26 protein-coding genes are annotated in these 26,687 nt (G+C 72.3%); 5 read left to right on the top strand and 21 right to left on the bottom strand.

The genetic code is table 11. From position 1 onward, the window contains the following. Together ABD317_RS12095 and ABD317_RS12100 are read left to right on the top strand one after the other, a co-directional pair. Nucleotides 1-695: P-loop NTPase family protein (locus ABD317_RS12095; protein ID WP_486389006.1), on the top strand; the 695-nt coding region annotated here is incomplete at its 5' end. A gap of 39 nt (nucleotides 696-734) precedes the next feature. Beyond that, on the top strand, nucleotides 735-2,267 hold the full coding sequence (locus tag ABD317_RS12100; protein ID WP_344289775.1) for a hypothetical protein: 1,533 nt from the start codon (nucleotides 735-737) through the stop codon (nucleotides 2,265-2,267). 114 nt (nucleotides 2,268-2,381) lie between these two features. On the opposite strand, the gene nucS is transcribed toward ABD317_RS12100, so the two are convergent. Further along, nucleotides 2,382-3,053, bottom strand: a complete 672-nt coding sequence (nucS, locus tag ABD317_RS12105) for an endonuclease NucS (RefSeq protein ID WP_027755308.1) — start codon at nucleotides 3,051-3,053, stop codon at nucleotides 2,382-2,384. Nucleotides 3,054-3,270: 217 nt separating this feature from the next. Here nucS and ABD317_RS12110 point away from each other — a divergent pair, with 217 nt between their 5' ends. Next, nucleotides 3,271-3,663 (top strand): SCO5389 family protein, encoded by a 393-nt coding sequence (locus tag ABD317_RS12110; RefSeq protein ID WP_344289776.1) that lies wholly within the window; start codon nucleotides 3,271-3,273, stop codon nucleotides 3,661-3,663. Nucleotides 3,664-3,725: 62 nt separating this feature from the next. Here the strand turns inward: ABD317_RS12110 and ABD317_RS12115 are convergent, their stop codons facing one another. After that, entirely contained in the window at nucleotides 3,726-4,757 is a 1,032-nt protein-coding gene (locus ABD317_RS12115; protein WP_344289777.1) for an LLM class flavin-dependent oxidoreductase, read from the bottom strand. 200 nt (nucleotides 4,758-4,957) lie between these two features. Here ABD317_RS12115 and ABD317_RS12120 point away from each other — a divergent pair, with 200 nt between their 5' ends. Next, complete coding sequence (locus tag ABD317_RS12120) at nucleotides 4,958-5,284, top strand: ATP/GTP-binding protein (protein WP_344289778.1); 327 nt, start codon at nucleotides 4,958-4,960, stop codon at nucleotides 5,282-5,284. Nucleotides 5,285-5,622: 338 nt separating this feature from the next. Further along, the gene (locus tag ABD317_RS12125; protein WP_344289788.1) at nucleotides 5,623-7,410 is read left to right on the top strand and encodes a glycosyl hydrolase family 18 protein; all 1,788 of its coding nucleotides are present in this window, start codon (nucleotides 5,623-5,625) and stop codon (nucleotides 7,408-7,410) included. A gap of 103 nt (nucleotides 7,411-7,513) precedes the next feature. Here ABD317_RS12125 and ABD317_RS12130 read toward each other — a convergent pair whose 3' ends face one another. From ABD317_RS12130 to thrB, 19 genes are all read right to left on the bottom strand, one after another. Then, nucleotides 7,514-7,954: a DUF2550 domain-containing protein gene (locus tag ABD317_RS12130; RefSeq protein ID WP_344289779.1), complete on the bottom strand. Its 441-nt coding sequence runs from the start codon at nucleotides 7,952-7,954 to the stop codon at nucleotides 7,514-7,516. A gap of 36 nt (nucleotides 7,955-7,990) precedes the next feature. Then, nucleotides 7,991-8,377: a F0F1 ATP synthase subunit epsilon gene (locus ABD317_RS12135; protein WP_344289789.1), complete on the bottom strand. Its 387-nt coding sequence runs from the start codon at nucleotides 8,375-8,377 to the stop codon at nucleotides 7,991-7,993. 107 nt (nucleotides 8,378-8,484) lie between these two features. Beyond that, the gene (atpD, locus tag ABD317_RS12140; RefSeq protein ID WP_344289780.1) at nucleotides 8,485-9,936 is read right to left on the bottom strand and encodes a F0F1 ATP synthase subunit beta; all 1,452 of its coding nucleotides are present in this window, start codon (nucleotides 9,934-9,936) and stop codon (nucleotides 8,485-8,487) included. 2 nt (nucleotides 9,937-9,938) lie between these two features. After that, nucleotides 9,939-10,880, bottom strand: coding sequence for a F0F1 ATP synthase subunit gamma (locus ABD317_RS12145; protein WP_344289781.1), 942 nt, complete (start codon nucleotides 10,878-10,880; stop codon nucleotides 9,939-9,941). 2 nt (nucleotides 10,881-10,882) lie between these two features. Further along, entirely contained in the window at nucleotides 10,883-12,454 is a 1,572-nt protein-coding gene (gene atpA / locus ABD317_RS12150; RefSeq protein ID WP_344289782.1) for a F0F1 ATP synthase subunit alpha, read from the bottom strand. A 104-nt stretch (nucleotides 12,455-12,558) separates the two neighbouring features. Then, nucleotides 12,559-13,374, bottom strand: a complete 816-nt coding sequence (locus ABD317_RS12155; RefSeq protein WP_027755318.1) for a F0F1 ATP synthase subunit delta — start codon at nucleotides 13,372-13,374, stop codon at nucleotides 12,559-12,561. Between the two features lie 58 nt (nucleotides 13,375-13,432). Then, nucleotides 13,433-13,999: a F0F1 ATP synthase subunit B gene (locus ABD317_RS12160; RefSeq protein WP_027755319.1), complete on the bottom strand. Its 567-nt coding sequence runs from the start codon at nucleotides 13,997-13,999 to the stop codon at nucleotides 13,433-13,435. Between the two features lie 28 nt (nucleotides 14,000-14,027). Then, complete coding sequence (gene atpE / locus ABD317_RS12165) at nucleotides 14,028-14,258, bottom strand: ATP synthase F0 subunit C (protein ID WP_027755320.1); 231 nt, start codon at nucleotides 14,256-14,258, stop codon at nucleotides 14,028-14,030. Nucleotides 14,259-14,340: 82 nt separating this feature from the next. Next, nucleotides 14,341-15,159 (bottom strand): F0F1 ATP synthase subunit A, encoded by an 819-nt coding sequence (gene atpB / locus ABD317_RS12170; RefSeq protein ID WP_027755321.1) that lies wholly within the window; start codon nucleotides 15,157-15,159, stop codon nucleotides 14,341-14,343. A gap of 196 nt (nucleotides 15,160-15,355) precedes the next feature. After that, nucleotides 15,356-15,805 (bottom strand): Cg1360 family ATP-synthase-associated protein, encoded by a 450-nt coding sequence (locus ABD317_RS12175; RefSeq protein WP_027755322.1) that lies wholly within the window; start codon nucleotides 15,803-15,805, stop codon nucleotides 15,356-15,358. Between the two features lie 256 nt (nucleotides 15,806-16,061). Beyond that, nucleotides 16,062-17,444 carry an MraY family glycosyltransferase gene (locus tag ABD317_RS12180; protein ID WP_027755323.1) on the bottom strand — a complete coding sequence of 461 codons (1,383 nt, stop codon included), beginning with the start codon at nucleotides 17,442-17,444 and terminating at the stop codon, nucleotides 16,062-16,064. Nucleotides 17,445-17,589: 145 nt separating this feature from the next. After that, nucleotides 17,590-18,255: an arsenate reductase/protein-tyrosine-phosphatase family protein gene (locus ABD317_RS12185; protein WP_051438409.1), complete on the bottom strand. Its 666-nt coding sequence runs from the start codon at nucleotides 18,253-18,255 to the stop codon at nucleotides 17,590-17,592. Then, the gene (locus ABD317_RS12190; protein ID WP_344289783.1) at nucleotides 18,252-18,899 is read right to left on the bottom strand and encodes an L-threonylcarbamoyladenylate synthase; all 648 of its coding nucleotides are present in this window, start codon (nucleotides 18,897-18,899) and stop codon (nucleotides 18,252-18,254) included. The genes ABD317_RS12185 and ABD317_RS12190 overlap by 4 nt, the downstream gene beginning before the upstream one ends. Nucleotides 18,900-18,912: 13 nt before the next feature. After that, nucleotides 18,913-19,770: a peptide chain release factor N(5)-glutamine methyltransferase gene (gene prmC / locus ABD317_RS12195; RefSeq protein WP_027755325.1), complete on the bottom strand. Its 858-nt coding sequence runs from the start codon at nucleotides 19,768-19,770 to the stop codon at nucleotides 18,913-18,915. A gap of 37 nt (nucleotides 19,771-19,807) precedes the next feature. Further along, the gene (prfA, locus tag ABD317_RS12200; RefSeq protein ID WP_344289784.1) at nucleotides 19,808-20,896 is read right to left on the bottom strand and encodes a peptide chain release factor 1; all 1,089 of its coding nucleotides are present in this window, start codon (nucleotides 20,894-20,896) and stop codon (nucleotides 19,808-19,810) included. Between the two features lie 132 nt (nucleotides 20,897-21,028). Then, complete coding sequence (gene rpmE, locus ABD317_RS12205; protein WP_018840095.1) at nucleotides 21,029-21,250, bottom strand: 50S ribosomal protein L31; 222 nt, start codon at nucleotides 21,248-21,250, stop codon at nucleotides 21,029-21,031. A gap of 178 nt (nucleotides 21,251-21,428) precedes the next feature. Next, complete coding sequence (locus ABD317_RS12210) at nucleotides 21,429-22,583, bottom strand: LCP family protein (protein ID WP_344289785.1); 1,155 nt, start codon at nucleotides 22,581-22,583, stop codon at nucleotides 21,429-21,431. A gap of 206 nt (nucleotides 22,584-22,789) precedes the next feature. Further along, entirely contained in the window at nucleotides 22,790-24,811 is a 2,022-nt protein-coding gene (gene rho / locus ABD317_RS12215) for a transcription termination factor Rho (RefSeq protein WP_344289786.1), read from the bottom strand. Nucleotides 24,812-25,368: 557 nt separating this feature from the next. After that, the gene (gene thrB / locus ABD317_RS12220; RefSeq protein WP_344289787.1) at nucleotides 25,369-26,340 is read right to left on the bottom strand and encodes a homoserine kinase; all 972 of its coding nucleotides are present in this window, start codon (nucleotides 26,338-26,340) and stop codon (nucleotides 25,369-25,371) included. Nucleotides 26,341-26,687: the final 347 nt, after the last annotated feature.

Genomic DNA, 26,687 nt, shown 5'->3' on the forward strand with positions numbered 1-26,687 from the left:
GCCGGACGGCGTCGCCGCCGCCCGGGCCCGCCGGCCCGCAGCTGCCGCTGCTGGAGCGCGACGAGATCCGCGAGCGGCTGGTGCGCCTGCTCTCCCGCGGCCGCTCCGTCCGCCTCACCGGCCCCTCCGGCTCCGGCCGCACCGTGCTGCTGGAGGCGGTCGCCGCCGACTGCGCCGAGCTGGCGCCGGACGGCGTCATCCGGCTGAGCGGCCGCAGCCGCACCCCCACCGACCTGCAGTACGAGCTGTGCGCCGCCGTCTACGACCTGACCGGGCGGCGGCCGGACCCCGGCGAGCTGCGCGAGCTGCTGCCGCAGATCGGCGCCGTCGTGGTGCTCGACGACGTCGAGTTCGGCGGCACGGCGCTCGAAGAGCTGCTGACCGCCACCCCCGAGTGCGCGTACCTGATCTCCGTCACCCCCGACACGCCCGCGCCGACGGCCGCCTCGTACCTGGAGGAGGTCTTCCTGCCGGGCCTCGGCCGCACCGCCTGCATGCAGTTGCTGGAGCGCGCCGGGCGGCTGCCGCTCGGCGACGAGGAACGCACCTGGGCGGCCGACCTGTGGTTCGAGTCGGAAGGGCTGCCGCTGCGGTTCGTCCAGGCCGGCGCGGTGCTGCGGCTCGCCGGGCCGGGCGCCGGGGAGCCGCTGCCGCCGCTGGCGGCGAGCGCCGCGCCGGCGGCGCTGCTGGCGTAACGGCTCAGCGACGCGGCCCGTACCGCGCTGCGCTTCGCCGTGGCGCTCGGCGGCGTCTTCCCGCACCACGCGCAGCTCCCCGCGCTCGCCGGCGAGGCGCTCGCCGACACCGCGCTCGCCGAACTCGCCGACTGCGGGCTGGTCTCCGGCGGCCTCGGCCGCTACCGGCTGGCCGCCGGCGTCTCCGCCCAGCTGACCGCCGCCGGCTATGACCGGCCGGCCGAGGGCGGCCAGGACGCGGCGCGCACCGCCGCGCAGCACTACGCCTGGTGGTCCGCACACCGCTCGGTGACCCCGGAGACGGTCGCGGCCGACGCGGACGCCATCCTCGCCGCGCTCGGCGGCCTCGTCGCCGACCGGGAGGGCGCCACCGACAGCACCGCGGTGCTGCTCGCCCGCGCCGCCGCGCCCGCGTTCGCGGCGGCCCTGCACTGGAGCGCCTGGGAGCGGGCGCTGCGGTACGGGCAGGAGGCCGCCCGGCGCGCGGGCGAGGTCGCCGCGGAGGCGTACTTCCACCACGAGCTGGGCGTGCTGGCGCTGTGCACCGGCAACACCGGCCGGGCGCGGGCCGAGTTGGAGGCGGCGCTGGCGCTGCGCGGCGCGATCGCCGACCGCGGCGGCGAGATCGCCAGCCGGCGGGCCCTGGCGCTGGTCATGGACGGCGACGGCAGCGAGGCCGTGACGGCGTCGCTGCCGGTCGTCTCCGGTACGCCCGGAGGGCCGGCCGGCGCCCCGGGCGTACCGGAGACGGCCGCGGCGTTCGACGAGGCGGGCGCGGGCGCCGACCGGCCCACCGTGCTCATCTCCCCGCCGTCGGGGGGCGCGGAGACGACCGCGATGCCCACGGTGCGCGGGCCCGGCGCCGAGGCGGCGTCGGCGTCCAGGCGCAACCTCGTCGCGGCGGGCGTCGGCGCGCTGCTCGTCGCGGTGCTCGGCACGGTGGTCACCCTGGGCATGGCCGGCGGCGACGACCCGCCCGCCGACCGGGGCGAGATCGAGCGGTCGGCCGCGGACGAGGACGCCCTGCCCACCGAGGAGCCGTCGTCCCGCAGCCCGTCGTCGGAGTCCGCCTCGCCGTCGCCGGAGTCGTCGGCTCCGGAGTCCTCGGCGCCGTGGACGGACGCCGGCGACGAGACGAGCAGCGCGCCGCCGGAGGAGGACCCGTCGAGCAGCTCGCCCGGTACGCCCTCCGGCAGCGGCTCGTCGTCGGACGGGGGTTCGTCGTCGAACGGCGGGTCCGCGGACGGCGGCACGTCGAGCGACGGCGGTACGAACACGGGCGGCTCCGGCAACGGCGGTACGGACGACGGCGGGTCGACCACCGACGACGGCGGCACGAGCACCGACGACGGCGGTACGACCGACGACGGGGGCACCACCGACGACGGCGGCACGACCGACGACGGCGGCACCACCGACGACGGCGGCACGAGCACCGACGACGGCGGCACCACCGAGAACGGAGGCACCAGCGACGCCGGCACGGGGACGGCGGCGCAGGGCACCACCGGCACCGCGTCGGCCCCGTCCGGCGAGGCCGGTGGCGACGGCCCGTCCGGCGAACCGGTCTGACGGCCCGTACGCCGCCGGCCGCGGCCCCCGTCCGTCACGCGCACCCGGGGGCCCGCGGCCCGTACGGGACCGCCGTACGCCGGTACCCGCGCTACCCGGGGGCCGTGCCGCGCGTCAGAAGAGCTTCAGCTTCCCGTCGTCCGTCCCGCGCAGCGCGTCGTAGTCCAGCACCGCGCACTCGATCCCCCGGTCCGCCGCCAGCACCCGCGCCTGCGGCCTGATCTCCTGCGCCGCGAACACCCCGCGCACCGGCGCCAGCCGCGGGTCGCGGTTGAGCAGCTCCAGATAGCGGGTCAGCTGCTCCACCCCGTCGATCTCGCCGCGCCGCTTGATCTCCACGGCGACGGTCGTCCCCTTCTCGTCCCGGCCGAGGATGTCCACCGGGCCGATCGCCGTGGGGTACTCGCGCCGGATCAGGGTCCACCCCTCGCCGAGCGCGTCCATGCGGTCGGCGAGCAGCTCCTGCAGGTGCGCTTCGACGCCGTCCTTGACCAGTCCGGGGTCGACGCCCAGCTCGTGCGACGAGTCGTGCAGCAGTTCCTCGATCGTGATGATCAGTTTTTCGCCTGCCTTGTTCTCGACCGTCCACACGGCGACACCGTCCTGTTCACCCTCCTTCAGAGTGCACGGCGGTGACATCCAGTTGAGGGGTTTGTACGCACGGTCGTCGGCGTGGACCGAGACGCTGCCGTCGGCTTTGACCAGGATCAGCCGGGGCGCGGAGGCGAGGTGGGCGGTGAGCCGCCCGGCGTAGTCGACAGAGCAGCGGGCGATGACGAGGCGCATGGCGCACCACGCTACTCGACTCCCGCCGCACACTGCGATCTGACCCCGGATGCACCTTTCGGCAATGGCCAGTTGTGTACGCGTTCTTGTGGTGGAGCCGCACCCTCCGCCCTACGGTGGAAGCAGGCGGTCGCCGCGTGGGCACCGAGAGTGGTGAGCGCCGTCCCTGTCCGGTAAAGCCCCGCCCGAACCCCGCGGGGCTGCGAGAGGAGAATCCATGTCGCTGGACGTCCCACCTGCTCTGCTCGATCAGGCCGAGCGGGGCGAGGTCGACGAAAGGGAGTTTGTCGACTGCGTCCGGACCTCGCTTCCCTATGCCTGGGACATGATCAGTTCCCTGGTGGCACAACTGAAGGTCGACGGCGGAAAGTTCGCCGACAACCAGGTACCGCCCCCGGATGAGCACGCCCGCGGCCAGTTGCTCCGCGCGCTGGCCAGCGATGCGATACGGGGATCGCTGGAGCGCCACTTCGGCGTCCGGCTCGCTTTCCAGAACTGTCATCGCGTGGCGGTCTTCCCCCTGGAGGCCTCGACAGAGGAGCCGCTGGCCCGCTTCACCTCGGTGAGAGCCCAGCTGCTCAACCAGTCACCGGAGCTGCGTGACTGCTGACTGGCCCCGGGGTCCCCCGCGCTGCCGCTCCCCACGCCGTCCGCTCGCGCCGCCCCATCCGGTCAGCGAGCGAGGAGCGGCAGCACCTCCGAACCGATTCTCTTCACGTTCCACTCGGTGCCGCACAGGTCCCCCGAGCCCTCGACGAGCAGCGCGAAGCGCGAGATCCCGGTACGTTCCGCGGTCGCCGCCAGCCGGTCGGCGCACAGCCGCGGCGGGCCCACCGGGTGCAGCGCGCACAGCATGTCCGTGTACGCCTCCGGGTCGCGCATCGGGCGCCGCCGGCCGTCCACCGTCTCCATCGCCCCCACGCCGGTGCGGAACGCCCCGGGCAGGGCCCGGCGCAGCACCTCAGCCGCGGCCCGCGGGGTGTCGTCGACCTGCGCCACGCCGGCCGAGACGTGCCCCGCCGCGTCGGCCTCCGCCGGGCTCATCCCGGCCGCCAGCGCGGTACGCCGCCACAGCTGGACCATCTCCGCCTTCTCCTCGTCGCCGCTGTGCATCCCGAGCAGCATCGGCAGCCCCCGCGCGGCCGCGAGCCGCACGGTGGCGGGCGAGGTGCACGCGACCAGCACCGGCACGTCGCCCCCGCCGTGCAGCGCCTCGGCCGGCCGGGGCACGACGGCGACCTCGCGGAACGCGTAGCGCTCGCCGGCGGCCCCCACCCGCGGCTCGCGCAGCCAGCGCAGCAGCAGGTCCAGCGCCTCGGGGAACTCCGTCTCGTACGCCGCGAGGCCGGTGCCGAAGACCTCCAGGTCCACCCACGGCCCGCCGCGCCCCACGCCCAGGACGAAGCGCCCCTGCGCGGCGTGGTGCAGCAGCGCGGCCTGCTCGCCGAGGGCGACGGGGTGCTGCGTCGGCAGCACGCTGACGGCGGTGCCGACGCGGATGCGGCTGGTGCGGCCGAGGAGCAGCGCGGCGAGGGTGACCGCCGAGGGGCAGGTGCCGTACGGGATGAAGTGGTGCTCGGCGAACCAGACGGAGTCGAGCCCCGCCTCCTCCGCCGCCACACCCGTCCGCACGGCCCGGTGCAGGGCCTCGCCCTGTCCCTGGCCGGGGAACTGTGCGGCGAGCACGAACGAGCCGACGTGCATCCTGCCCCCTGGGTACCGATGGTGCCGTTGTACGCGGGGTGGGAACCGCCCGTCACCTGCGGCGACGGGGCCCAGCCCGGAAGTCATCCTCATTGTTGGCGATGGGCGGGTGAATCGTCATTCTTTGTGCCCGGGACTGGACTTCACCACCCGTACCCTGGTAGGGAATCCGTGACGACGATCTTCCCGAGGTGCCCGCCGTGTCCCCCCGACGGAACAAGCCGCGCTCCCGCGGCGCCGCCCGTACCTCCGCGGCCGACGACCTCGCCGGCCGCCTGGGCACGCCCGACGCGGTGGAGTACGAAGGCGAGGAGTTCCTCGTCCGCCGCGTCGCCGGGTCCGCGGCCGACAAGAGCTACCGCTGCCCGGGCTGCGACCAGGAGATCCGTCCCGGCACGCCGCACGTGGTGGCGTGGCCGGAGCACCGCGGCGCGGATCTGCGCCGGCACTGGCACACGGCCTGCTGGAACGCCCGCGACCGCCGCGGCACACGGCCGCAGCGCTCGCGGAACGCGCCGCGCCACTGACGCCCGGCCGGGCAACCCCGCCATGGTCCAGACCTGTTGACGGTGGTGCGTCCCGGTCTGCGCTCCCCGCCCACCGCGGTGGGCATGCCGCCCGGGTGGGCGGAGCCGCCCCCGCCGACCCGGGCTTCTTCCATTTGGTCCAGACCTATTGACCGCATTGGTACATACCAATAGCCTCCCTGGCGAGTGAGTGTCATGGCATGAACACAACCCTGCTCGTGAACGACGGACGGCCGTACGCGCGAACGCGCCGCCCCCACCCGACGAACGGCACTCGACGAGGGAGACACACCTTGAGATCCCCCACCGGCAGACGCCTGCTGAGGCGCGCCACGGCCATGCTGGCCGCCGTGGCCATCCCGCTCGCCGCCATGGTCGGACTCGCGAGCCCCGCCCAGGCGGCCGGGGCGACCGCGACCTACCAGAAGGCCTCGGACTGGGGCACCGGCTTCGAGGGCAGGTGGACGGTGAAGAACACCGGCACCGCCGCCCTGGACTCCTGGTCCATCACGTGGGACTTCCCCGCGGGCACCAGCGTCACCTCCGCCTGGGACGCGGACGTCACGAACAGCGGCACCACCTGGACCGCCAGGAACAAGTCGTACAACGGCCGCCTCGCCCCCGGCGCCAGCGTCACCTTCGGCTTCAACGGCTCCGGCAGCGGCGGCGGCGACGTCACCGACTGCACCCTGAACGGCGACCCCTGCGACGGCGGCGGCGTCCCCGGCGACAACGCGCCGTCCGCTCCCGGCACGCCCAGCGCCGGGACCGTCACCGACACCTCGGTCGCGCTGAGCTGGACGGCGGCCACCGACGACCACGGGATCAAGAACTACGACGTGTACCGCGGCAGCAGCAAGGTCGCCACGGTCACCGGCACGCAGTACACCGACACCGGCCTGACCGCCGGCTCCACGTACACCTACAGCGTGCGCGCCCGCGACACCGCCGACCAGGTCGGCCCGGCCAGCGGCTCCCGGACCGTGACCACCACGGGCGGCGGCGGCCCCGGCGGCGACAAGATCAAGCTGGGGTACTTCACCGAGTGGGGCGTCTACGACCGCAACTACCACGCGAAGAACCTCGACACCTCCGGCTCGGCCGCGAAGCTGACCCACATCAACTACGCCTTCGGCAACGTCCAGAACGGGCGCTGCACCATGGGTGACTCCTTCGCCGCGATCGACAAGAACTACACCGCCGCCCAGAGCGTCGACGGCGTCGGCGACACCTGGGACCAGCCGCTGCGCGGCAACTTCAACCAGCTGCTCAAGCTGAAGAAGAAGCACCCGCACCTCAAGATCCTGTGGTCCTTCGGCGGCTGGACCTGGTCCGGCGGCTTCGGCCAGGCCATGCAGAACCCCGCGGCCTTCGCCCAGTCGTGCTATGACCTCGTGTACGACTCGCGCTGGGCGGGCCTGTTCGACGGCATCGACCTCGACTGGGAGTACCCCAACGCCTGCGGCCTGTCCTGCGACAGCAGCGGCCCGGCCGTGATGAAGGACATGATGCAGGCCTTCCGCGCGAAGTTCGGCGACAAGCTCCTCACCGCCGCCATCACGGCGGACGCCGGCGACGGCGGGAAGATCGACAAGGCCGACTACGCCGGCGCGGCACAGTACGTCGACTGGTACAACGTCATGACGTACGACTTCTTCGGCGCCTGGGACGCCCAGGGCCCCACGGCCCCGCACTCGCCGCTGACGTCGTACAACGGCATCCCGATCCCGGCGTTCAACTCCGACTCCGCGATCCAGAAGCTGAAGGGCATGGGCATCCCGGCGCAGAAGCTGCTGCTCGGCATCGGCTTCTACGGCCGCGGCTGGACCGGCGTGACGCAGAGCGAGCCCGGCGGCAGCGCCACCGGACCCGCGCCCGGGAAATACGAGCAGGGCATCGACGACTACAAGGAACTGAAGAGCAGATGCCCCGCCACCGGCACGGTCGCCGGCACCGCGTACGCCCACTGCGGCCAGCAGTGGTGGAGCTACGACACCCCGCAGACCATCGCCGGAAAGATGACCTACGCCAACAACCAGAACCTCGGCGGCGCGTTCATCTGGGAGATGAGCGGTGACACCGCGAACGGCGAGCTGATGACCGCGGTCCACAACGGTCTCGGCTAGCCCGGCCCCGCAGACGGCCTGAACCCGGGGTGTCCGGCGTGCGCTCGCCTCCCCGCCCCGGGTTCAGGCCCCTTCCGCGTCCCCGTACGGGATGCGCGGCGCGCTACGCCACGTTGACGCGCTGGCCGGGAGGCGCCGCCTCCAGCCAGGCGAGAAAGCCGGTGAGCGCGTCCTCGCTCATCGCCAGCTCGATCCGGTCCTCGTCGTGCCGGCAGGCCAGCACCACGGCGTCGGAGAGCAGCGCCAGCTCCTCCTCGCCCGCGGGGGCCCGGCGCTCCAGCACCTCGATGGCGTCCCGCCGCAGCACGCGGCGCGGCCGCGGTGCGTACGAGAAGACGCGGAACCACTCGATGACGTCACCGCTGTAGCGGGCGACGCCGTACGCCCAGCCCTTGCCGGGCCGGACCGCCTTCCGACCCCAGCGCAGGCTGCAGTCGAACGTGCCGCCGGCCCGCTGGATGAGCCGGCGGCGCAACCCGAAGAGGAAGAGGCCGAGCAGCAGCAGGGCGACCGCCGTCCCGGCCAGCAGCAAAGCGAGGAACATCTCCACAGACCTCCTCGCCGCTCCTCTCGCGTGGCCTCAGCGAACGCCCGCCACGGCCAGAAGCCGCACTTCCGCGCGTCGTTCCGCTTCCGCGTCCGCGTCCGACTTGGCCCGCTCCAGGGCGCGCTCCGCGCGCTCCACGTCGATCTCCTCGGACAGCTCGGCGATCTCGGCGAGCAGCGAGAGCTTGTTGTCCGCGAAGGAGATGAAGCCGCCGTGTACGGCCGCCACGACCGTGCCGCCGTCGTCGCCGCCCGCCGTCCGGATCGTCACCGGGCCGGACTCCAGCACGGTGAGCAGCGGCTGGTGTCCGGGCATGATGCCGATGTCACCCGACGGGGTGCGCGCGATGACCCGGGTGGCCTCGCCGGACCAGACGCTACGGTCCGCGGCGACCAACTCGACGTGCAGCTCGGCCACGATGGCTCCTCAACTGGGGTTTAGCAGAGAATAACTGGTTTGCGGGCCGGGGGCGGGGCGAACCCCGCCCCCGATTGGCTCGGAGCCAAGGGAAACCGCGGGCGAAACCGTCAGGAGACGCCCAGGTCCTTCGCCTTGGCCTTGAGGTCCTCCAGGCCACCGCACATGAAGAACGCCTGCTCGGGGAAGTGGTCGTACTCGCCGTCGGCGATCGCGTTGAACGCGGCGATCGACTCGTCCAGCGGCACGTCCGACCCGTCGAGGCCGGTGAACTGCTTCGCCGCGTGGGTGTTCTGCGACAGGAAGCGCTCGATCCGGCGCGCCCGGGAGACGGTGAGCTTGTCCTCCTCGGACAGCTCGTCCATACCCAGAATGGCGATGATGTCCTGCAGGTCCTTGTACTTCTGCAGGATCGCCTTCACGCGCGTGGCGCACTCGTAGTGCTCCTGCGTGATGTAGCGCGGGTCGAGCACCCGGGAGGTGGAGGCCAGCGGGTCCACCGCGGGGTAGATGCCCTTCTCGGAGATCGGACGGGACAGCTCCGTCGTCGCGTCCAGGTGGGCGAAGGTGGTCGCCGGCGCCGGGTCGGTGTAGTCGTCCGCGGGCACGTAGATCGCCTGCATCGAGGTGATGGAGTGGCCGCGGGTGGAGGTGATGCGCTCCTGCAGCAGCCCCATCTCGTCGGCGAGGTTCGGCTGGTAGCCCACCGCGGAGGGCATGCGGCCCAGCAGGGTGGAGACCTCCGAGCCGGCCTGGGTGAAGCGGAAGATGTTGTCGATGAAGAACAGCACGTCCTGCTTCTGCACGTCGCGGAAGTACTCCGCCATCGTGAGGCCGGCCAGGGCGACGCGCAGCCGGGTGCCCGGCGGCTCGTCCATCTGGCCGAAGACCAGCGCGGTCTGCGGGAGCACGCCGGACTCGGCCATCTCCTCGATGAGGTCGTTGCCCTCACGGGTGCGCTCGCCGACGCCGGCGAACACGGAGACGCCCTCGTGCAGCTTGGCCACACGCATGATCATTTCCTGGATGAGCACGGTCTTGCCGACGCCCGCGCCGCCGAACAGGCCGATCTTGCCGCCCTTGACGTACGGGGTGAGCAGGTCGACGACCTTCAGACCGGTCTCGAACATCTCGGTCTTGGCCTCGAGCTGGTCGAACTCCGGGGCCTTGCGGTGGATCGGCCAGCGCTCGGCGATCTCCGACTCGTCGACCTCGTCGTTGAGGATCTCGCCCAGGGTGTTGAACACGCGGCCCTTGGTGACGTCGCCGACCGGGACGGTGAGGCCCTCGCCGGTGTCGGTCACCGCGGCCTGGCGGACCAGGCCGTCGGTGGGCTGCATGGAGATGGCGCGGACCACGCCCTCGCCGAGGTGCTGGGCGACCTCCAGGGTCAGCACCTTGACCTCGCCCGCGTTGGCGGGGTCGGCGACCTCGACGGTCAGCGCGTTGTAGATGTCGGGCATCGCGTCGACGGGGAACTCCACGTCGACGACCGGGCCGATGACCCGCGCGACACGGCCGGTCGCCGTGGCAGTCGCTTCGGTGGTCGTGGCAGTGGTCATAGTTATCGGTCACTCCCCGCGGAGGCGTCGGCGAGGGCGTTCGCGCCACCGACGATCTCGCTGATTTCCTGGGTGATTTCGGCCTGGCGGGCCTGGTTGGCAAGCCTCGTGAGCGACTTGATCAGCTCCTCGGCGTTGTCGGTCGCCGACTTCATCGCACGGCGGGTGGCGGCGTGCTTGGAGGCGGCCGACTGCAGCAGCGCGTTGTAGACCCGGCTCTCGACGTACCGCGGGAGCAGCGCGTCGAGCACGCCGTCCGCGGAGGGCTCGAAGTCGTACAGCGCCTGGTACTCCTGCTCCTTCTTCCGCGCCTCCTCGAAGACCTCGGCCGACTCCTCGGCGGTCTTCTCGAAGACGATGGGCAGGAGCCGCTTGTCCACCGCGGTCTGCGTCATCATCGAATGGAACTCGGTGTAGACGATGTGGATCTCGTCCACGCCGCCCTCCGCGGTCTGCCTGTTCAGCGCGTCGATGAGCGGCGCGGCCACCTTCTTCGCGTCGGCGTACGTCGGGTTGTCCGTGAACCCGGTCCACGACTCGGCCACCGGCCGCTCGCGGAAGCCGAAGTAGGACACGCCCTTGCGGCCCACGACGTAGTGGTCGACCTGCCTGCCCTCGCCGGTCAGCCGGTTGGTCAGCGCCTCGGTCTGCTTGATGGCGTTGGAGTTGTAGCCGCCGGCCAGTCCGCGGTCGCTGGTGATCAGCAGCACCGCGGCCCGCACCGGCCGCTCCACCTCGGTGGTCAGCGGGTGCCTGATGTCCGAGCCCGCGGCCACCGCCGTGACCGCCCTGGTCAGCTCGGTCGCGTAGGGGGTGGAGGCCGCCACCTGGCGCTGCGCCTTGACGACGCGCGAGGCGGCGATCATCTCCATCGCCTTGGTGATCTTCTTGGTCGCAGAGACGCTACGGATCCGCCTCTTGTAGACCCGCATCTGGGCGCCCATGGTCAGCCCTCGCCCAGCAGCTTGCCGTCCGAGGTCTCGAACTGCCGCTTGAAGGTCTCGACCGCCTCGCGCAGCGCCTCGATGGTCTCGTCGGCCATCTTGCCGCCCTCGCGGATGCCCGTGAGCAGGTCCTTGTTCTCACGGTGCAGGTGGTCGAGCAGCTCGCGCTCGAAACGCTTGACGTCCGCGACGGGCACGTCGTCCATGATCCCGTTGGTGCCGGACCACACGGACACGACCTGGTCCTCGGTGGGGAAGGGCGCGTACTGCGCCTGCTTCATCAGCTCCATCATCCGCTGGCCCCGCTCCAGCGCGGCCTTGGAGGCGGCGTCCAGGTCGGAGCCGAAGGCGGCGAACGCCTCCAGCTCGCGGAACTGCGCCAGGTCCAGCTTCAGCCGACCGGAGACCTGCCGGATCGCCCGGTGCTGGGCGGCGCCGCCGACGCGGGAGACGGAGATGCCGACGTTCAGCGCCGGGCGCTGGCCCGAGTTGAACAGGTCGGACTCCAGGAAGCACTGGCCGTCCGTGATGGAGATCACGTTGGTCGGGATGTACGCCGACACGTCGTTGGCCTTGGTCTCGATCACCGGCAGACCGGTCATCGAGCCGGCGCCCATCTCGTCGGAGAGCTTGGCGCAGCGCTCCAGCAGCCGGGAGTGCAGGTAGAAGACGTCGCCGGGGTACGCCTCGCGGCCCGGCGGGCGGCGCAGCAGCAGCGACACGGCGCGATACGCCTCGGCCTGCTTGGACAGGTCGTCGAAGATGATCAGGACGTGCTTGCCCTGGTACATCCAGTGCTGGCCGATGGCCGAGCCGGTGTAGGGGGCCAGGTACTTGAAGCCCGCCGGGTCGGACGCCGGGGCCGCCACGATCGTGGTGTACTCCAGGGCGCCGGCCTCCTCCAGCGCGCCGCGCACGCCGGCGATGGTGGAGCCCTTCTGGCCGATCGCCACGTAGATGCAGCGGACCTGCTTGCTCGGATCGCCGGAGCGCCAGTTGTCGCGCTGGTTGATGATCGTGTCGATGCCGAGGGCGGTCTTGCCGGTCTGCCGGTCGCCGATGATCAGCTGGCGCTGGCCGCGGCCGATGGGGGTCATCGAGTCGACGGCCTTGTAGCCGGTCTCCATCGGCTCGTGCACCGACTTGCGCTGCATGACCGAGGGGGCCTGCAGCTCCAGCGCACGGCGCCCCTCGGTGGCGATCTCACCGAGGCCGTCCACCGCCTTGCCCAGGGGGTCGACGACCCGGCCCAGGTAGCCGTCGCCGACCGGCACGGACAGGACCTCGCCGGTCCGGGTGACCGACTGCCCCTCCTCGATGCCCCTGAACTCGCCGAGGACGACCGCACCGATCTCCCGCTCCTCCAGGTTGAGGGCGAGGCCGAGGGTGCCGTCCTCGAACTTCAGCAGCTCGTTCGCCATCGCCGAGGGCAGCCCCTCGATCTTGGCGATGCCGTCCATGGCCTGCGATACCGTGCCGACCTCTTCGCGCGAGGCCGCGTCCGGCTGGTACGACTGGACATAGCTCTCCAGCGCGTCCCGGATCTCCTCCGGCCGGATCGTGAGCTCCGCCATCTGGGTTCCCTGCTCTCCTTGTTGGGCCCGTAAGTTCTTGCGTCCACGGCCCAACTCGGGCCGCTGGTGATGCTCTGGAGTTGGTGTGCGACGGCCGGTGACCGTCAGCCCGCCATACCGCGCTTCACCTCGTCGAGGCGGTCGGCGACGGAGCCGTTGATGACCTCGTCGCCCACCCGCACCGAGATCCCGCCGAGGACCGCGGGGTCCACGTCCAGGTTCAGGTGCATGTCCCGGCCGTACAGCCGGGACAGCGCGGCGCCCAGGCGCTCCTTCTGCCCGTCGCTGAGCGGCACGGCGGTGGACACGACCGCGACCATCCGGTCCCGGCGCTCCGCGGCGAGCTTGGACAGGGCCTCCAGGCCCCCTTCCAGGCTACGGCCCCGCGGCCGCTCGACGAGCCGGACGACCAGCCGCTCGGTGACCGGGTTCGCCCGGCCGCCCAGCAGCGAGTGCAGCATCCCGGCCTTGGCGGCCGGGGTGCCCACCCGGTCGGTCAGCGCGCCGCGCAGCCGCTTGTCGGCGGCGACGATCCGGCCGAACCGGAACAGCTCGTCCTCGACGTCGTCCAGCTGCCCCGCGCGCTGCGCGGCGGTGAGGTCCGCGGTGTCGGCCAGCTCTTCGAGCACGTCGACCAGGTCACGCGCCCGCGACCAGCGGGCCCGCACCATCCCGGCGACCAGGTCGGCGGTCTCCCCGCCGAGCTGACCGCCGAGGACGCGGCCGACCAGCTCGGCCTTGGCCTCGCCGGGCTGCGCCGGGTCGGTCAGCGCCCGGCGCAGGGTCACCTCGCGGTCCAGCAGCGCGGTCACGGCGGCCAGCTCGTCGGCGAGCTTCGCCGCGTCGACCGAGGTGTTGTCGGTCAGCGCGTCGAGCTGCTCCCGGGCGGCGGCCAGCGCCTCGCGGCTCGCTCCGTTCATCGGTCACGCTCCTCGTCTCGCTCGCCAGCGCTCGCGCGGCTCGTCGCCGTTCCGGCGTTCATGCCCCGGCCTCGGCCTTCGTCCCGGACTGCGCGGCGGCCTTGGCCTCCAGCTCGTCCAGGAACCGGTCGACGACGCGGGTCTGCCGGGCGTGGTCCTCAAGAGACTCGCCGACCAGCCGGCCGGCCAGCTCGGTGGCGAGCGTGCCGACGTCCTGGCGCAGCGCCAGCGACGCGGTCTTCTTGTCGGCCTCGACCTGGGCGTGACCGGCGGCGATGATCTCGTCACGCTGCCGCTGGCCCTCGGCCCGCATCTCGGCGATGAGAGCCGCGCCCTGCTCGCGAGCCTCCTCGCGCAGCCGGTTGGCCTCGTGGCGGGCCTCGGCGAGCTGGGCCTTGTACTGGTCCAGCGTCTGCTCCGCCTCGATCTGGGCGGCCTCGGCCTTCTCCATGCCGCCCTCGATGGCCGCGCGCCGCTCCTCGAGCACCTCGTTGATGCGCGGCAGGAGCTTCTTGGCCAGCAGCGCGAAGACGATCAGGAAGGCGATCAGGCCGATGACGAGTTCCGGCATCGGCGGGACGAGAGGGTTCTGCTCCTCCTCCGCCGCGATCTGCAGGAGATTCACATCGGTGCCTTTCGTCGGAAGAGGCTGATCAGTACACGAACGGCATGACGATGCCGATGAGGGCGAGCGCCTCACAGAAGGCGAAGCCCAGGATCATGTTCTGCCGGATCAGGCCGACGGCCTCCGGCTGGCGGGCCATGGCCTGCACGCCGTTACCGAAGATGTAACCGATGCCGACACCGGGGCCGATCGCGGCGAGGCCGTAACCGATCGAGCCGACGTTGCCTTCGATTGCGGCCAGGGTCTCCATCGCAGCCATGTGCTTTCTTCCTTCTCTTCTGCCGAACCGGTGGGGGTTGGCCACCGGACGATTGGGGGGTGTGGCGGGTGGTACGGGGCTCTCAGTGCGCCTCTTCGAGGGCACCGGAGATGTAGCTGGCCGACAGCACGACGAACACGTACGCCTGCACGGCCTGGATGAACAGCTCGAAGACGATCATCACCATGACCAGGACGAAGGCCACGGGCGCGTACGCGAAGCCCCAGCTGTTCATGAAGAACCAGGTGGCGACGGTGAACATCACCAGCAGCAGGTGGCCGGCGAACATGTTGGCGAAGAGCCGGACCGCGTGCGTGAAGGGCCGCACGAGCACGTTCGAGAAGAACTCGATGAGCATGACCAGCGGCAGCACGGCGCCCAGCGACTTGTCGTAGCCGGTGAGGTTCTTGAGCCCGCCGACGAACCCGTGCCGCTTGAAGGTCAGGGTCATCCAGGTCACGTAGACCACGCCCGCGAGGGCCGCCGGGAAGGCGATGATCGAGGTCACCGGGAACTGCGCGAGCGGGATGATCGACCAGAGGTTCATCAGCCAGATGAAGAAGAAGAGGGAGACCAGCAGCGGCACCCACTTCTCGCCCTCCTTCTTGCCGATGGTCTCGTAGACGATGCCGCGGCGGACGAAGTCGTAGCCGGACTCGGCGACCATCTGCAGCTTGCCCGGCACGACCTTGGGGCTCGCGAACGCCTTCCAGAAGAAGAGGCAGAGCAGCCCGGTCGTGAGCAGCGCCAGCAGGATCGGCTTGTTGAACTCGAAGCCGCCGATCTCGAACATCGGCTTGAAGATGAAGGAGTGCAGGCCGGGGGACTGGAAGCCGCAACCACCATCGACGAAGATCTTGCAGCTGGCGTCGAAAGCGAGCGTCGTATCTGCAGCACTCACCGGCGAGCTCCTTCGGTGTGACGCATGGGTACGGCAACCTCAATGTGTCGGCGTTGCGCACCGCCGGAGAGCGGTGCGTGACAGGACGGGATCCGGCCGGCGGGGTGCGGTGCGGCCCTGCGGCCCACGGCGCACGCGCGCACCGGCGCGGCAGGGGGACGATAGCAGTACCGGATCACTGCTCGGGCGGCACCCCTCATCGCCCGGCCTCGGTGGCTGTGCCGGAGCGCTGTTCACCCGCTCCGGTCGCTCGCTCCGGTTCCACGTACGGCAGCTTCAGCCGGAGGTGGGTACGGGCCATGGCGGCGGTGAACACCAGCGCCGCGGCGAGCACGGTGAAGCCGAACGCCCGGGTGTTGAAGAGGGTGGTGTCCTTGAACACCCCCATCACGACCGCGAGCAGCAGGATCTGGGTGGTGTACGTGAGCAGCGCGATCCCCATGAACAGCTCGGGGTGCTTGCGGGAGAAGTGCTGCAGTGCGAAGAGACCGAGACCGAAGAAGGCAAGGACCACCACGGTGGCTGCGGCGGCTCCCACACCGCCCTTCGCACCGGCCGCGAGTGCGCTGACGACACTGGCGACGACGCCTGCGAGGGCGGTCGGGATCGCGGCGCCACGGAGGATCCGGGCGTCGTTGACCTGCATATAAGGAGTCTCCGGCGGGAGTCGGGAGCAACTGGTCGACGGTGACGAGCATGTTCCCGGAGCGAGTGCACCGCGCCTGGGGGCATCGCGCCAGAGAACCGTCGCACTACGGTCCTTCGGCTCTGCACCGGGTTCTCGTGAACGGTATCACAAGCATCTTGACCCGAGCTTTACTCGGTAAGTGTGCCGCCCGTCACACGAAGGGGGTATCTCGGCCGCGTCGCTCCGCCCACCTGGGGATATGCCTGCTAAGGGGTCAATGTCCCGCGCGGCGCCAGCGCGAGCGCTCCCCCACGGCCGTCGACCCGCTGATGCCGGCCGGCACGAGTTCGTGCTCCTGTGAACCCGGCGTCCCGTTCGCCCCGTTTGCCGCCGCGCCTCCGGCCGGCGCCGGACCGCCCCGCGGCCCCGCGGCGCCGCCGGGGCCGTCGCCCCGCTCCCCGCCGCCGGCCCCCTCCCCGCCGGCCGCGTCCCCCGGGCGCCGGTAGCGCGGCGGTACGAGCCTGTTGGCCCACGACGGCGTCTTCGGGGCGAACCGCGGCAGCAGCAACAGCACCAGCCCGGCGGCGCTGAGGCCGACCGCCACCAGCACCACCCAGACGTTGTCGGCCTGCACCGAGAAGGCCACCATCCCGAACGCGACCAGCGCCGACCAGAAGTACATGAGCAGCACGGCCCGCATGTGCGAGTGGCCCATCTCCAGCAGCCGGTGGTGCAGGTGCCCGCGGTCGGCCGCGAACGGCGACTGGCCGCGCCAGGTGCGCCGTACGACGGCCAGGAGCAGGTCCAGCATCGGAATGGCCAGGATCGTCAGCGGCAGCACCAGCGGGATGAACACCGGCACCGTCGAGCGCACCGCCTGCTTCTCGCTGCCGGCGAAGACCTTCAGCGAGTCCGGGTCCACCTGGCCGGTGATGGAGATCGCCCCGGCGGCCAGCACCAGGCCCAGCAGCATCGAGCCGGAGTCCCCCATGAAGATCCGCGCGGGGTGCACGTTGTGCGGGAGGAAGCCGACGCACATGCCCAGCAGCACGGCGGAGAACAGCGCGGCGGGGGCGGCGGCCTCGATGCCGTAGCCGAACCAGATCCGGTACGCGTACATGAAGAACGCCGCCGAGGCGATGCCCACCATGCCGGCGGCCAGCCCGTCGAGGCCGTCGACGAAGTTGACGGCGTTGATCGAGATCACGACGAGCGCGACGGTCAGCAGCGTGCCCTGCATCGGCGTCAGCACCACCGTGCCCACGCCCGGGACCGGGATCCACAGGATGGTCAGGCCCTGGAGCACCATGACGCCCGCGGCGATCATCTGCGCGCCCAGCTTGAGCAGGGCGTCCACGCCCCACTTGTCGTCCAGCACGCCGATCAGCCAGATCAGCGCCGCCCCGGACAGCAGCGCCTTGGGCTCGTTCAGCTCGAAGACGCGCTCGAAGGCCTGCAGCTGCGACGCGACGAGCAGCGCGGCGCACATCCCGCCGAACATGGCGATGCCGCCGAGCCTCGGCGTCGGCTCGCTGTGCACGTCACGGTCCCGGATCTCCGGCATCGCGCCGGCCGCGATCGCGAACTTGCGCGCCGGGCCGGTCAGCAGATACGTGACAGCGGCTGCGATGCACAGCGTCAGCAGGTATTCACGCACAAGCTGCCCCAGGGGTTTCGCTGTTCCGTTCAGCCACACACACTAGCCCGCTCCCGGGCCTCCGTTCTCCGGGTAGGGCCGCTGGGCCCGCCCGGGCCCGTACAGAATGAGACCCGCCGGGCGCCCGACCGGTTGCATCCGGCCATTATCCCGCCTGCCCGGCTTGCCCCGCCGGTCCGGCCGCGGCCGCCGGGACGCCGGTGAGCGCCGTCACCACCGGGTCGAGCGCCTGCCCGATCTCCTCGCCGATCCGGCGGAAGTACGGCACCGGCGCCCCGTACGGGTCGTACACCTCGTCCGCGGCCGGGCTGGGCGCCAGCAGCCAGCCGCGCAGCGCCGCCGCGGCCTGCACCAGTGCGTGCGCCCGCGGCACCGGCCCCTCCCGGGCGGGCGGCAGGGTGGCGGAGTCTATGGCGCGCACCAGCCGGGCGAACTCCTTGAGCGTGAACGTGCGCAGCCCGGCGGAGTGGCCCATGGAGATGACCTGCGCCCGGTGGTCCCGGGTCGCGGTCAGCACCAGGTCCGCCCGGATCACGTGCTCGTCGCGCAGCTCGCGCGCCGCGAACCCGTCCGGGTCCGCCCCCGACTCGCGCAGCACCGTGGCCGCGTGCGCCTCCATGGGCGCGCCCTCGTGGCCCCAGGTGCCCGCGCTCTCCACGGCGATGCCCGCCGCGGGGCGGGGGCCGAGGCGCACGTCGAGGGCATGCCGCGTCAGCCGCTCGGTGATCGGCGAGCGGCAGACGTTGCCGGTGCTGACGTGGAGGATCCGGAATCGCTGTATGTCCCCCGTGCGCCCTTCGGGCGCGGTCAACTGGCGACCTCAAGCCCGTCGGCGACCTCGCGCAGCTGCTCGGCGGTCACCGCCCCCTCCCGCAGCAGCACCGGCGTGCGGCCGGTGATGTCCACGATCGAGGACGGCACCGCCGCCGGGGTGGGGCCGCCGTCGAGGTAGACCGAGACCGCCTCGCCGAGCATCTCCTGCGCGGCGTCGCACTCCTGCGGCGCGGGGTGGCCGGTGAGGTTGGCGCTGGAGACGGCCATCGGGCCGACCTCCTTGAGCAGTTCGAGCGCCACCGGGTGCAGCGGCATGCGCACCGCGACCGTGCCGTGCGTCTCCCCCAGGTCCCAGGTCAGCGACGGCTGGTGCTTGGCGACGACGGTCAACGCGCCCGGCCAGAAGGCGTCGATCAGCTCCCACGCCTCCTCGCTGAGGTCCTTGACCAGGCCGTGCAGCGTGTTCGGCGAGCCGATCAGCACCGGCGTGGGCATGTTGCGCCCGCGGCCCTTGGCGTCCAGCAGCGCCGCCACCGCCTCGTCGGTGAAGGCGTCGGCCCCGATGCCGTAGACCGTGTCGGTGGGCAGGACGACCAGCTCGCCGCGGCGGACGGCGGACGCGGCCTCGCGCAGCCCGGTCCTGCGATCGGCCGCATCGCTGCAGTCGTAGCGCCGTGCCATGTCATTCTCCTTCTCAGGTACGGACCCTGCGGGCGGTCGCGAATCGAGGCCGGTTGTTGAGGTCGGGGTGGTCGGCGGCGTCCGCCCAGCCGCGTTCCTCGGGGAAGAGCCACGGCACCTGGCCGCCCTGGGTGTCGGCGTGCTCGACGACCACCACCCCGCCGGGGCGCAGCAGCCGCCGGGCCGTGACCTCCAGACCGCGGATGAGGTCGAGGCCGTCCTCGCCGGAGAAGAGCGCGGCCTGGGGGTCGTGGTCGCGGGCTTCCGGTGCCACATGCTCCCACTCGGTCAGCGGGATGTAGGGCGGGTTGCTGATGACCAGGTCGACCTGGCCGTTCAGCTCGGGCAGCGCGGTCAGCGCATCTCCATGGTGCAGCACGACGCGGGCGCCGCCGTCGTTGTGCGCGGCGTTCTTGCGCGCCCAGTTCACCGCCGTCTCCTCCAGCTCGACGGCGTGCACGGCGGCCCGCGGCACCTCCTGCGCCATGGCCAGCGCGATGGCGCCGGAGCCGGTGCACAGGTCGACGATCAGCGGGGCGACGACGTCCATCGCGCGTACCGCCGCTATGGCCCAGTCCACCACGGACTCGGTCTCCGGCCGCGGGACGAAGACGCCGGGCCCCACCTGGAGTTCCAGATAGCGGAAGTAGGCGACGCCGGTGATGTGCTGCAGCGGCTCGCGGGCCTCGCGGCGGGCGACGGCCTCCCAGTAGCGGGCGTCGAAGTCGGCGTCGGCGACGCGGTGCAGCTCGCCGCGGGGCACGCCGTGGACGTAGGCCGCCAGCTCCTCCGCGTCGAACCGCGGGGAGGGCACGCCGGCGTCGGCGAGCCGCTGCGTGGCCTGTGCCACTTCGACGAGCAGCAGGTTCACGTTCCCTCCGGTCCCTCGGCGTATCGGCGCGCGGTGGTCAGCCGGCGTCCGCGAGCTTGGCGGCGGCGTCCGCGTCCACGCACGCCTGGATCACCGCGTCCAGCTCCCCGTCGAGCACCTGATCGAGGTTGTACGCCTTGAACCCGACCCGGTGGTCGGAGATGCGGTTCTCCGGGAAGTTGTACGTGCGGATGCGCTCCGACCGGTCCACCGTACGCACCTGGCTGCGGCGCGCGTCCGCCGCCTCCTTCTCGGCCTCCTCCTGAGCCTCGGCGAGCAGCCTCGCCCGCAGGATACGCATCGCCTGCTCCCGGTTCTGCAACTGGCTCTTCTCGTTCTGGCAGGAGACCACGATGCCGCTGGGCAGATGCGTGATGCGTACGGCGGAGTCCGTCGTGTTGACGGACTGGCCGCCGGGGCCCGAGGAGCGGTAGACGTCGACGCGGAGGTCGTTCGGGCCGATCTCGACCTCGTCGACGTCGTCGGCCTCGGGCAGCACCAGCACGCCGGCGGCGGAGGTGTGGATGCGGCCCTGGGACTCGGTGGCCGGAACCCGCTGCACGCGGTGGACGCCGCCCTCGTACTTCAGCCGCGCCCACACCCCCTGGCCGGGCTCGGCCGCCCCCTGCCCGGCGCCGCCCCTGAGCTTCACGGAGACCGAGACGTCCTTGTAGCCGCCGAGGTCGGACTCGTTGGCGTCCAGCAGCTCCGTCCGCCAGCCCTGCCGCTCGGCGTAGCGCAGGTACATCCGCAGCAGGTCGCCGGCGAACAGCGCGGACTCCTCGCCGCCCTCGCCCGCCTTGACCTCCAGGATGACGTTCTTGCCGTCGCTGGGGTCGCGCGGTACGAGCAGCAGCCGCAGCCGCTCCGTCAGCTCCTCCCGCTCCCGCTCCAGGTCCTTGACCTCGGCGGCGAAGTCCGGGTCCTCGGCGGCCAGCTCGCGGGCGGCGGCGACGTCCTCTCGAGCGCGCTCCCAGGCGCGGTACGCGGCGACGATCGGGGTCAGCTCGGCGTAGCGCTTGTTGAGCTTCGTGGCGTGGCGCTGGTCGGCGTGCACGCCGGGGTCGGCGAGCTGCTCCTCCAGGGTGGCGTGCTCGCCGATGAGATCCTTGACGACCTCGAACATCGTGGGGTGCTCCGTAGGGGGAAGTAGCAGGACCGGGCGCCGGGGCCGGGCGGGCGGCCGGACGGGACGAAAAACGTGCGCCGGCCCGGTCCGCCCTCATCGAAGGCGGCCGGCCCGGCGCACGCGGACGGGCTACTTCTTCGCCGCGGCCTGCTTGCCGAAGCGGGCCTCGAAGCGGGCCACGCGGCCACCGGTGTCGAGGATCTTCTGCTTGCCCGTGTAGAACGGGTGGCACGCGGAGCAGATGTCCGCGCGGATGGTGCCGGAGGTGACGGTGCTCCGGGTGGTGAACGAGTTGCCACAGGTGCAGCTGACCTGGGTCTCCACGTACTCCGGGTGGATGTCGCGCTTCAAGGGATTCTCCTAGGTTCGGGAGGGCTCCGGGTCGGTCGGCGGGCTGCGTCACGTGAACCGGGGCCGACGTGCCAGTCTACGAGGACCGGCCGTACTCGCCAAAACGGGTCCACGGGCCCGCTTTATTCCACGGCCCGTACGCCCCGGGGCGCGCCCGCCCCCCGCCGTTGCCCGGCCGCTATCCGGCCGCCTGCGCGCCGCCGCGGGCGCCGGGCGCGATCTCCGCCAGTTCCCGGGGCGCGGGCGGCGGGGCGGTGACCACGCGGTCACGGCCCGCCTGCGCGCCGGCGGTGTCCTTCAGCGCGGACCGCGGTATCGGCCGGTCACCCTTCAGCGCCTCCCAGACCTGCGCGGACTCCTTCTCCAGCGGCACCACGCGGTTGCGGTCCTGCGCGTCGAACGTCACCGGGAGGGTCACCATCTGCATGTCGTCCGGGCCTATGTCGCCCAGGCTCTCGGCCAGCCGGCGCAGCTCGCTCACCGAGGCCAGGTCCTCGTCGGTGGTGATCGACTTGGTGGCGGTGTCGGCGAGCCCGATGAGCTTCGCGGGGCTGGTCAGCAGGTCGATCTCGCCCACCCGCTGGACCAGCGCCTTGACGAAGACCTGCTGCAGCTCTATCCGGCCCAGGTCGCTGCCGTCGCCGACGCCCTTGCGGGTCCGGACCAGGCCGAGCGCCTGCTCGCCGTCGAGGGTGTGGGTGCCGGCCTTGAGGTCGAGGCGGCTGTCGGGGTCGTCGATGTCCTGGTGGGTGGTGATCTCCACCCCGCCGAGCTGGTCGATGAGCCGCTTGAAGCCGCTGAAGTCCACCTCGACGAAGTGGTCCATGCGCACCCCGGTCATCTTCTCCACGGTCTTGACGGTGCAGGCCGGGCCGCCGACGGAGTACGACTCGTTGAACATCGCCCGCTCGGCGGCGGGCGCGGTGCCGCCGCCGTCCCGCTCGCAGGCGGGGCGGTCGACGAGGGTGTCGCGGGGGATGCTGACGACGCTGGCGCGCTTCCGGTCCTCGTAGACGTGCACGACCATCGCCGTGTCGGAGCGGGCGCCGCCGCCGTCCCGGCCGTACTCGGCGTTCTCGCCGGCCCGGGAGTCGGAGCCGAGGACGAGGATGTCCGTGGAGCCGCCGGGCAGGTCCTCGGGCCGGTCGCCGCCCAGCTTGGCGTCCAGGTCCACGCTGGTCAGGTTGCCGTTGAGGCGGAAGTAGAGGTAGGTGAGCCCGGCTCCGCCGAGCATCACGGCGCCGACGAGCACCCAGACCGCGGCGAGGACCGCCTTGCGGCGGGGGCTGCGCGGTCGGCGGCCGGGATCCCCGGCTGCGTACGGTTCCGCCATCGGCTCCTCACCTCGGCCGCTCGGGTCCCTGACGTGCCGCGGGCAGGTCCAAACTTTTCCCCACATTCCCCGACAGGGATCACCTAAAAGGGTTACACACGTCTTGGTGAACGCGCAAAAGCCTCCCCTCGTTCCGAGGGGAGGCTTTTGCCGCGAAAAGTCGCTGACCTGCACCGGTTCGCGTGGGCCCGGCGCCCGGTTGCGCGCTAGTCGCCGTTGGGCGTGGGCGTGGTCTTCTGGATCTGCAGCAGGAACTCGGCGTTGCTCTTGGTCTGCCGCATCTTGTCCAGCAGCAGTTCCATGGCCTGCTGCTGGTCCAGCGCGTGCAGCACCCGGCGGAGCTTCCAGACGATGGCCAGCTCCTCGCCGCCCATCAGGATCTCCTCCTTGCGGGTGCCGGAGGCGTCCACGTCGACCGCCGGGAAGATGCGCTTGTCGGAGAGCTTCCGGTCGAGCTTGAGCTCCAGGTTGCCGGTGCCCTTGAACTCCTCGAAGATCACCTCGTCCATCCGCGAGCCGGTCTCGACCAGCGCGGTCGCCACGATGGTCAGCGAGCCGCCGTCCTCGATGTTGCGCGCGGCGCCGAAGAACCTCTTCGGCGGGTAGAGCGCGGTGGAGTCCACACCGCCGGACAGGATGCGGCCGGAGGCGGGCGCCGCCAGGTTGTACGCGCGGCCCAGCCGGGTGATCGAGTCGAGCAGCACGACGACGTCGTGGCCCAGCTCGACCAGGCGCTTGGCCCGCTCGATGGACAGCTCGGCGACGGTGGTGTGGTCCTCCGCCGGGCGGTCGAAGGTCGAGGAGATGACCTCGCCCTTCACCGACCGCTGCATGTCGGTGACCTCCTCGGGCCGCTCGTCGACGAGGACGACCATGAGGTGGCACTCGGGGTTGTTCGTGGTGATCGCGTTGGCGATCGACTGCAGGATCATCGTCTTGCCGGTCTTCGGCGGCGCCACGATCAGCCCGCGCTGCCCCTTGCCGATGGGCGAGACCAGGTCGATGATCCGCGGCGTCAGCGCGCCCGGGTCGCTCTCCAGCCGGAGCCGGTCCTGCGGGTAGAGCGGGGTGAGCTTGCCGAACTCCGCCCGGCCGCGGCTCTGTTCCGGCGCCTGGCCGTTGACCGAGTCGAGCCGGACCAGCGCGTTGAACTTCTCCCGGCGCTCGCCCTCGCGGGGCTGGCGCACCGCACCCGTGACGTGGTCGCCCTTGCGCAGGCCGTTCTTGCGCACCTGGGCCAGCGAGACGTACACGTCGTTGGGGCCGGGGAGGTAGCCGGAGGTGCGGACGAACGCGTAGTTGTCGAGGATGTCGAGGATGCCCGCGACCGGGATCAGGACGTCGTCCTCGGCGATCTGCGGCTCGCTGTAGTCGTCGCGCCCGCGGCGCCCGCGGCGGTCGCGGTAGCGGCCCCTGCGGCCGCGCCGGCCGCCGTCGAAGTCGTCGTCCTGCTGCTGCCGGCCGCCGCCCTGGTTCTGCTGGCCGCCGCCCTGGCCCTGATGGCCGCCGCCGTCGTCACCCTTGTTGCGGCGGTTCTGCCGGTCGCGGCGCCCGCCGCCCTGCCGGTCGCCGCCGCCCTGGCGGTCGCCCTTCTGCCGGCCGCCGTCGCCGGACTGCTTGCCCTCGCCGGACTGCTTGCCCTCGCCGCCCGACTGCTTGCCCTCGCCGCCGGACTGCCTGGCGTCGCCGCCCGCGTGCTGCTCGGCACCGGGCTGGTCCTGCGTCTTGACGGGCTGGCCGGGGATGTCGATCCGCGAGTCGGCGCCGTCTTCCGTACGGCCGCCGTCGCCCTCGGCCTGCTCGGCCTCGCCGGTACGGGCCCGGGACGTGGCCCGGCGCTTCGGCCGGGCCGGCGCGGCGCCGTCCGCCTGCTGCCCGTCCTTGCCCGCCTTGTCGGCGGCCTTGTCGGCCGGCTTGTCAGCGGACTTGTCGGCGGCCTTGTCGCCCTTGGCCTCGGCGGGCTTGCCGCCGTCGGCGCCCTGCCTCTCCTTGATCACCTCGATGAGCTGGCTCTTGCGCATCCGAGCGGTGCCCCGGATCCCGAGGCCGGATGCGATCTGCTGCAGCTCCGCCAGGACCATGCCCTCCAGGCCGGCGCCACGACGGCGCCTGGTCGAACCGGCGGTGGTTGCGGGAGCTCCCCCAGTCTCCTGCTGGGAGGCACCCCCAGAAGCTGGGCTGGCGGCGTTCTCTGCGTTGACGCCCATCAGATCGGTGGTGTCGCTCACGAAGGGTCCTTCCCTGGAGCGGTGCGTCGGCCTGTCTGGCTCGGCGACCGGTCGTGCTCTCCGGCGGTGGCCCGTGCGTTTGCGTCCGCGGGTCCGCGCCGGTGCGGTAGTCCGCCGTAAGGCGGTGAAGACTGTGCAGGGTCGGCACGCTGGTGATGCGGGGCACTCGAGTGGGTGTCTCGCACGTCAGCGGTGCCGATTCGGGAGCGTCACTGCACCGGCAGGCTGCTCAGGCAATGTGGAAGGCTCCCGGAAGAAAGGCTGCCCCGGTGGGGAAATCCCCTTGTGGGACCTGCCCCCGGGCCCTGCGGCCCGGAGAGACCCCAGCACACAGCACGGCCGTGTTGGGCCTCTGGCTGTGCTGACCCACGACTGGAGTGCGCTGGTGCTGCCTTGAGGTTAACACTATCGGATCCTGCAGACATTCCCCCTCTCCCGGCATCCGCGGCCGGTTCCGTGTTGTGCAACCTGCGGTACGGGTCGTGGTGCGGGCGGTGCGCGGGCCGGTGGCCTGCGCGTGCCCGCGCTCGTCGCGTGGCACGGCCGCCGCGGGCCCGTCAGGCCAGCGGCAGCACGCTCGCCCCCTCCCGGTCGAGGGCCAGCCGGTTCGCCGCCCAGCCGTCGCCGGCCGAGCGGGCGACCTTCTCGGCCGCGCCGTCCTCCGCGAACGCCAGCACCGTCGGCCCCGCGCCGGAGATCACCGCGGGCACGCCGTCGGCCCGCAGCCGCGCCACGAGCGCCGTGCTCTCCGGCATCGCGGCGGCCCGGTAGTCCTGGTGCAGCCGGTCCTCCGTGGCGGCGAGCAGCAGCTCGGGGCGCCTGGTCAGCGCCTCGACGAACAGCGCCGCACGGGCGGCGGTCAGCGCCGCGTCCGCGTGCGGCACGGTGCGGGGCAGCAGGCCGCGGGCCTCCGCGGTGGACAGCGGGTTGCCGGGCACGAACACCACCGGGACGACGTCCTCGGCCGGGTCCAGCCGGACGGCCCGTACCGACGCCGCGGGGACGCCCCCGGGCGCCGGGCCGGCGCCGCCGGTGCCGTCGTCCGTCCAGGCCAGCGTGAACCCGCCGAGCAGGCAGGCCGCGACGTTGTCGGGGTGGCCCTCCAGCTCCGCCGCCAGCTCCAGCAGCGCCGCCTTCCCGGGGTCGGTGTCGAGCGACCGCTCGCCGCCGCCTATCGTCACCGCCCGCGCCGCGACGATGCCGGCGCAGATCGCGGCGGCGGACGAACCGAGCCCGCGGCCGTGCGGGATCCGGTTGGCGCACACCACCTCCAGCCCGCGGGGCTGCCCGCCCAGCACCTCGAAGGCGCTGCGCATGGCCCGTACGAGCAGGTGGGACTCGTCCCGCGGCAGGTCGTCGGCGCCCTCGCCGGCGATGTCGACGTGCAGCCCGGACTCGGCGACCCGGACCACCACGTCGTCGTACAGCCCGAGGGCCAGCCCGAACGTGTCGAAGCCGGGGCCGAGGTTGGCACTGGTCGCCGGCACGCGGACGCGTACGGGCGCGGCGCGGAAGGCTGGACCGGCCATCGCTTGCGTGACTCTCCTTGTGTGGCTCTCACCCGGTCTCCCGGGCGGTGGGGGAAATCAGCTCGGTTCCGACTGCGCCCGGCCGGCTCCCCCGCGGCGCCGTGCGCGCGCGCCCGGGCGGTGCGGGCAGCTGTCGAGGGGGGTGCCCGGGACACTCGACCGGCGGGCTCGACGCCAGCTTATCGAAGGTGGGTTCCCCCGCGACACAGGGCGCACGGGAGGCGCTCGATGCGCGGCCCGCGCACGTCCCCGTCCGGCGGCCGGCACGCCGGCCCGGCGCGGGGCCGGGCACCGGGCCGTACGGCGGTCTGCCCGGCGCGTACGGGCGGCGGCCCGGGCCGTACGCC

The sequence above is a fragment of the Streptomyces synnematoformans genome (assembly GCF_039531005.1).
Classification (GTDB): domain Bacteria; phylum Actinomycetota; class Actinomycetes; order Streptomycetales; family Streptomycetaceae; genus Streptomyces; species Streptomyces synnematoformans.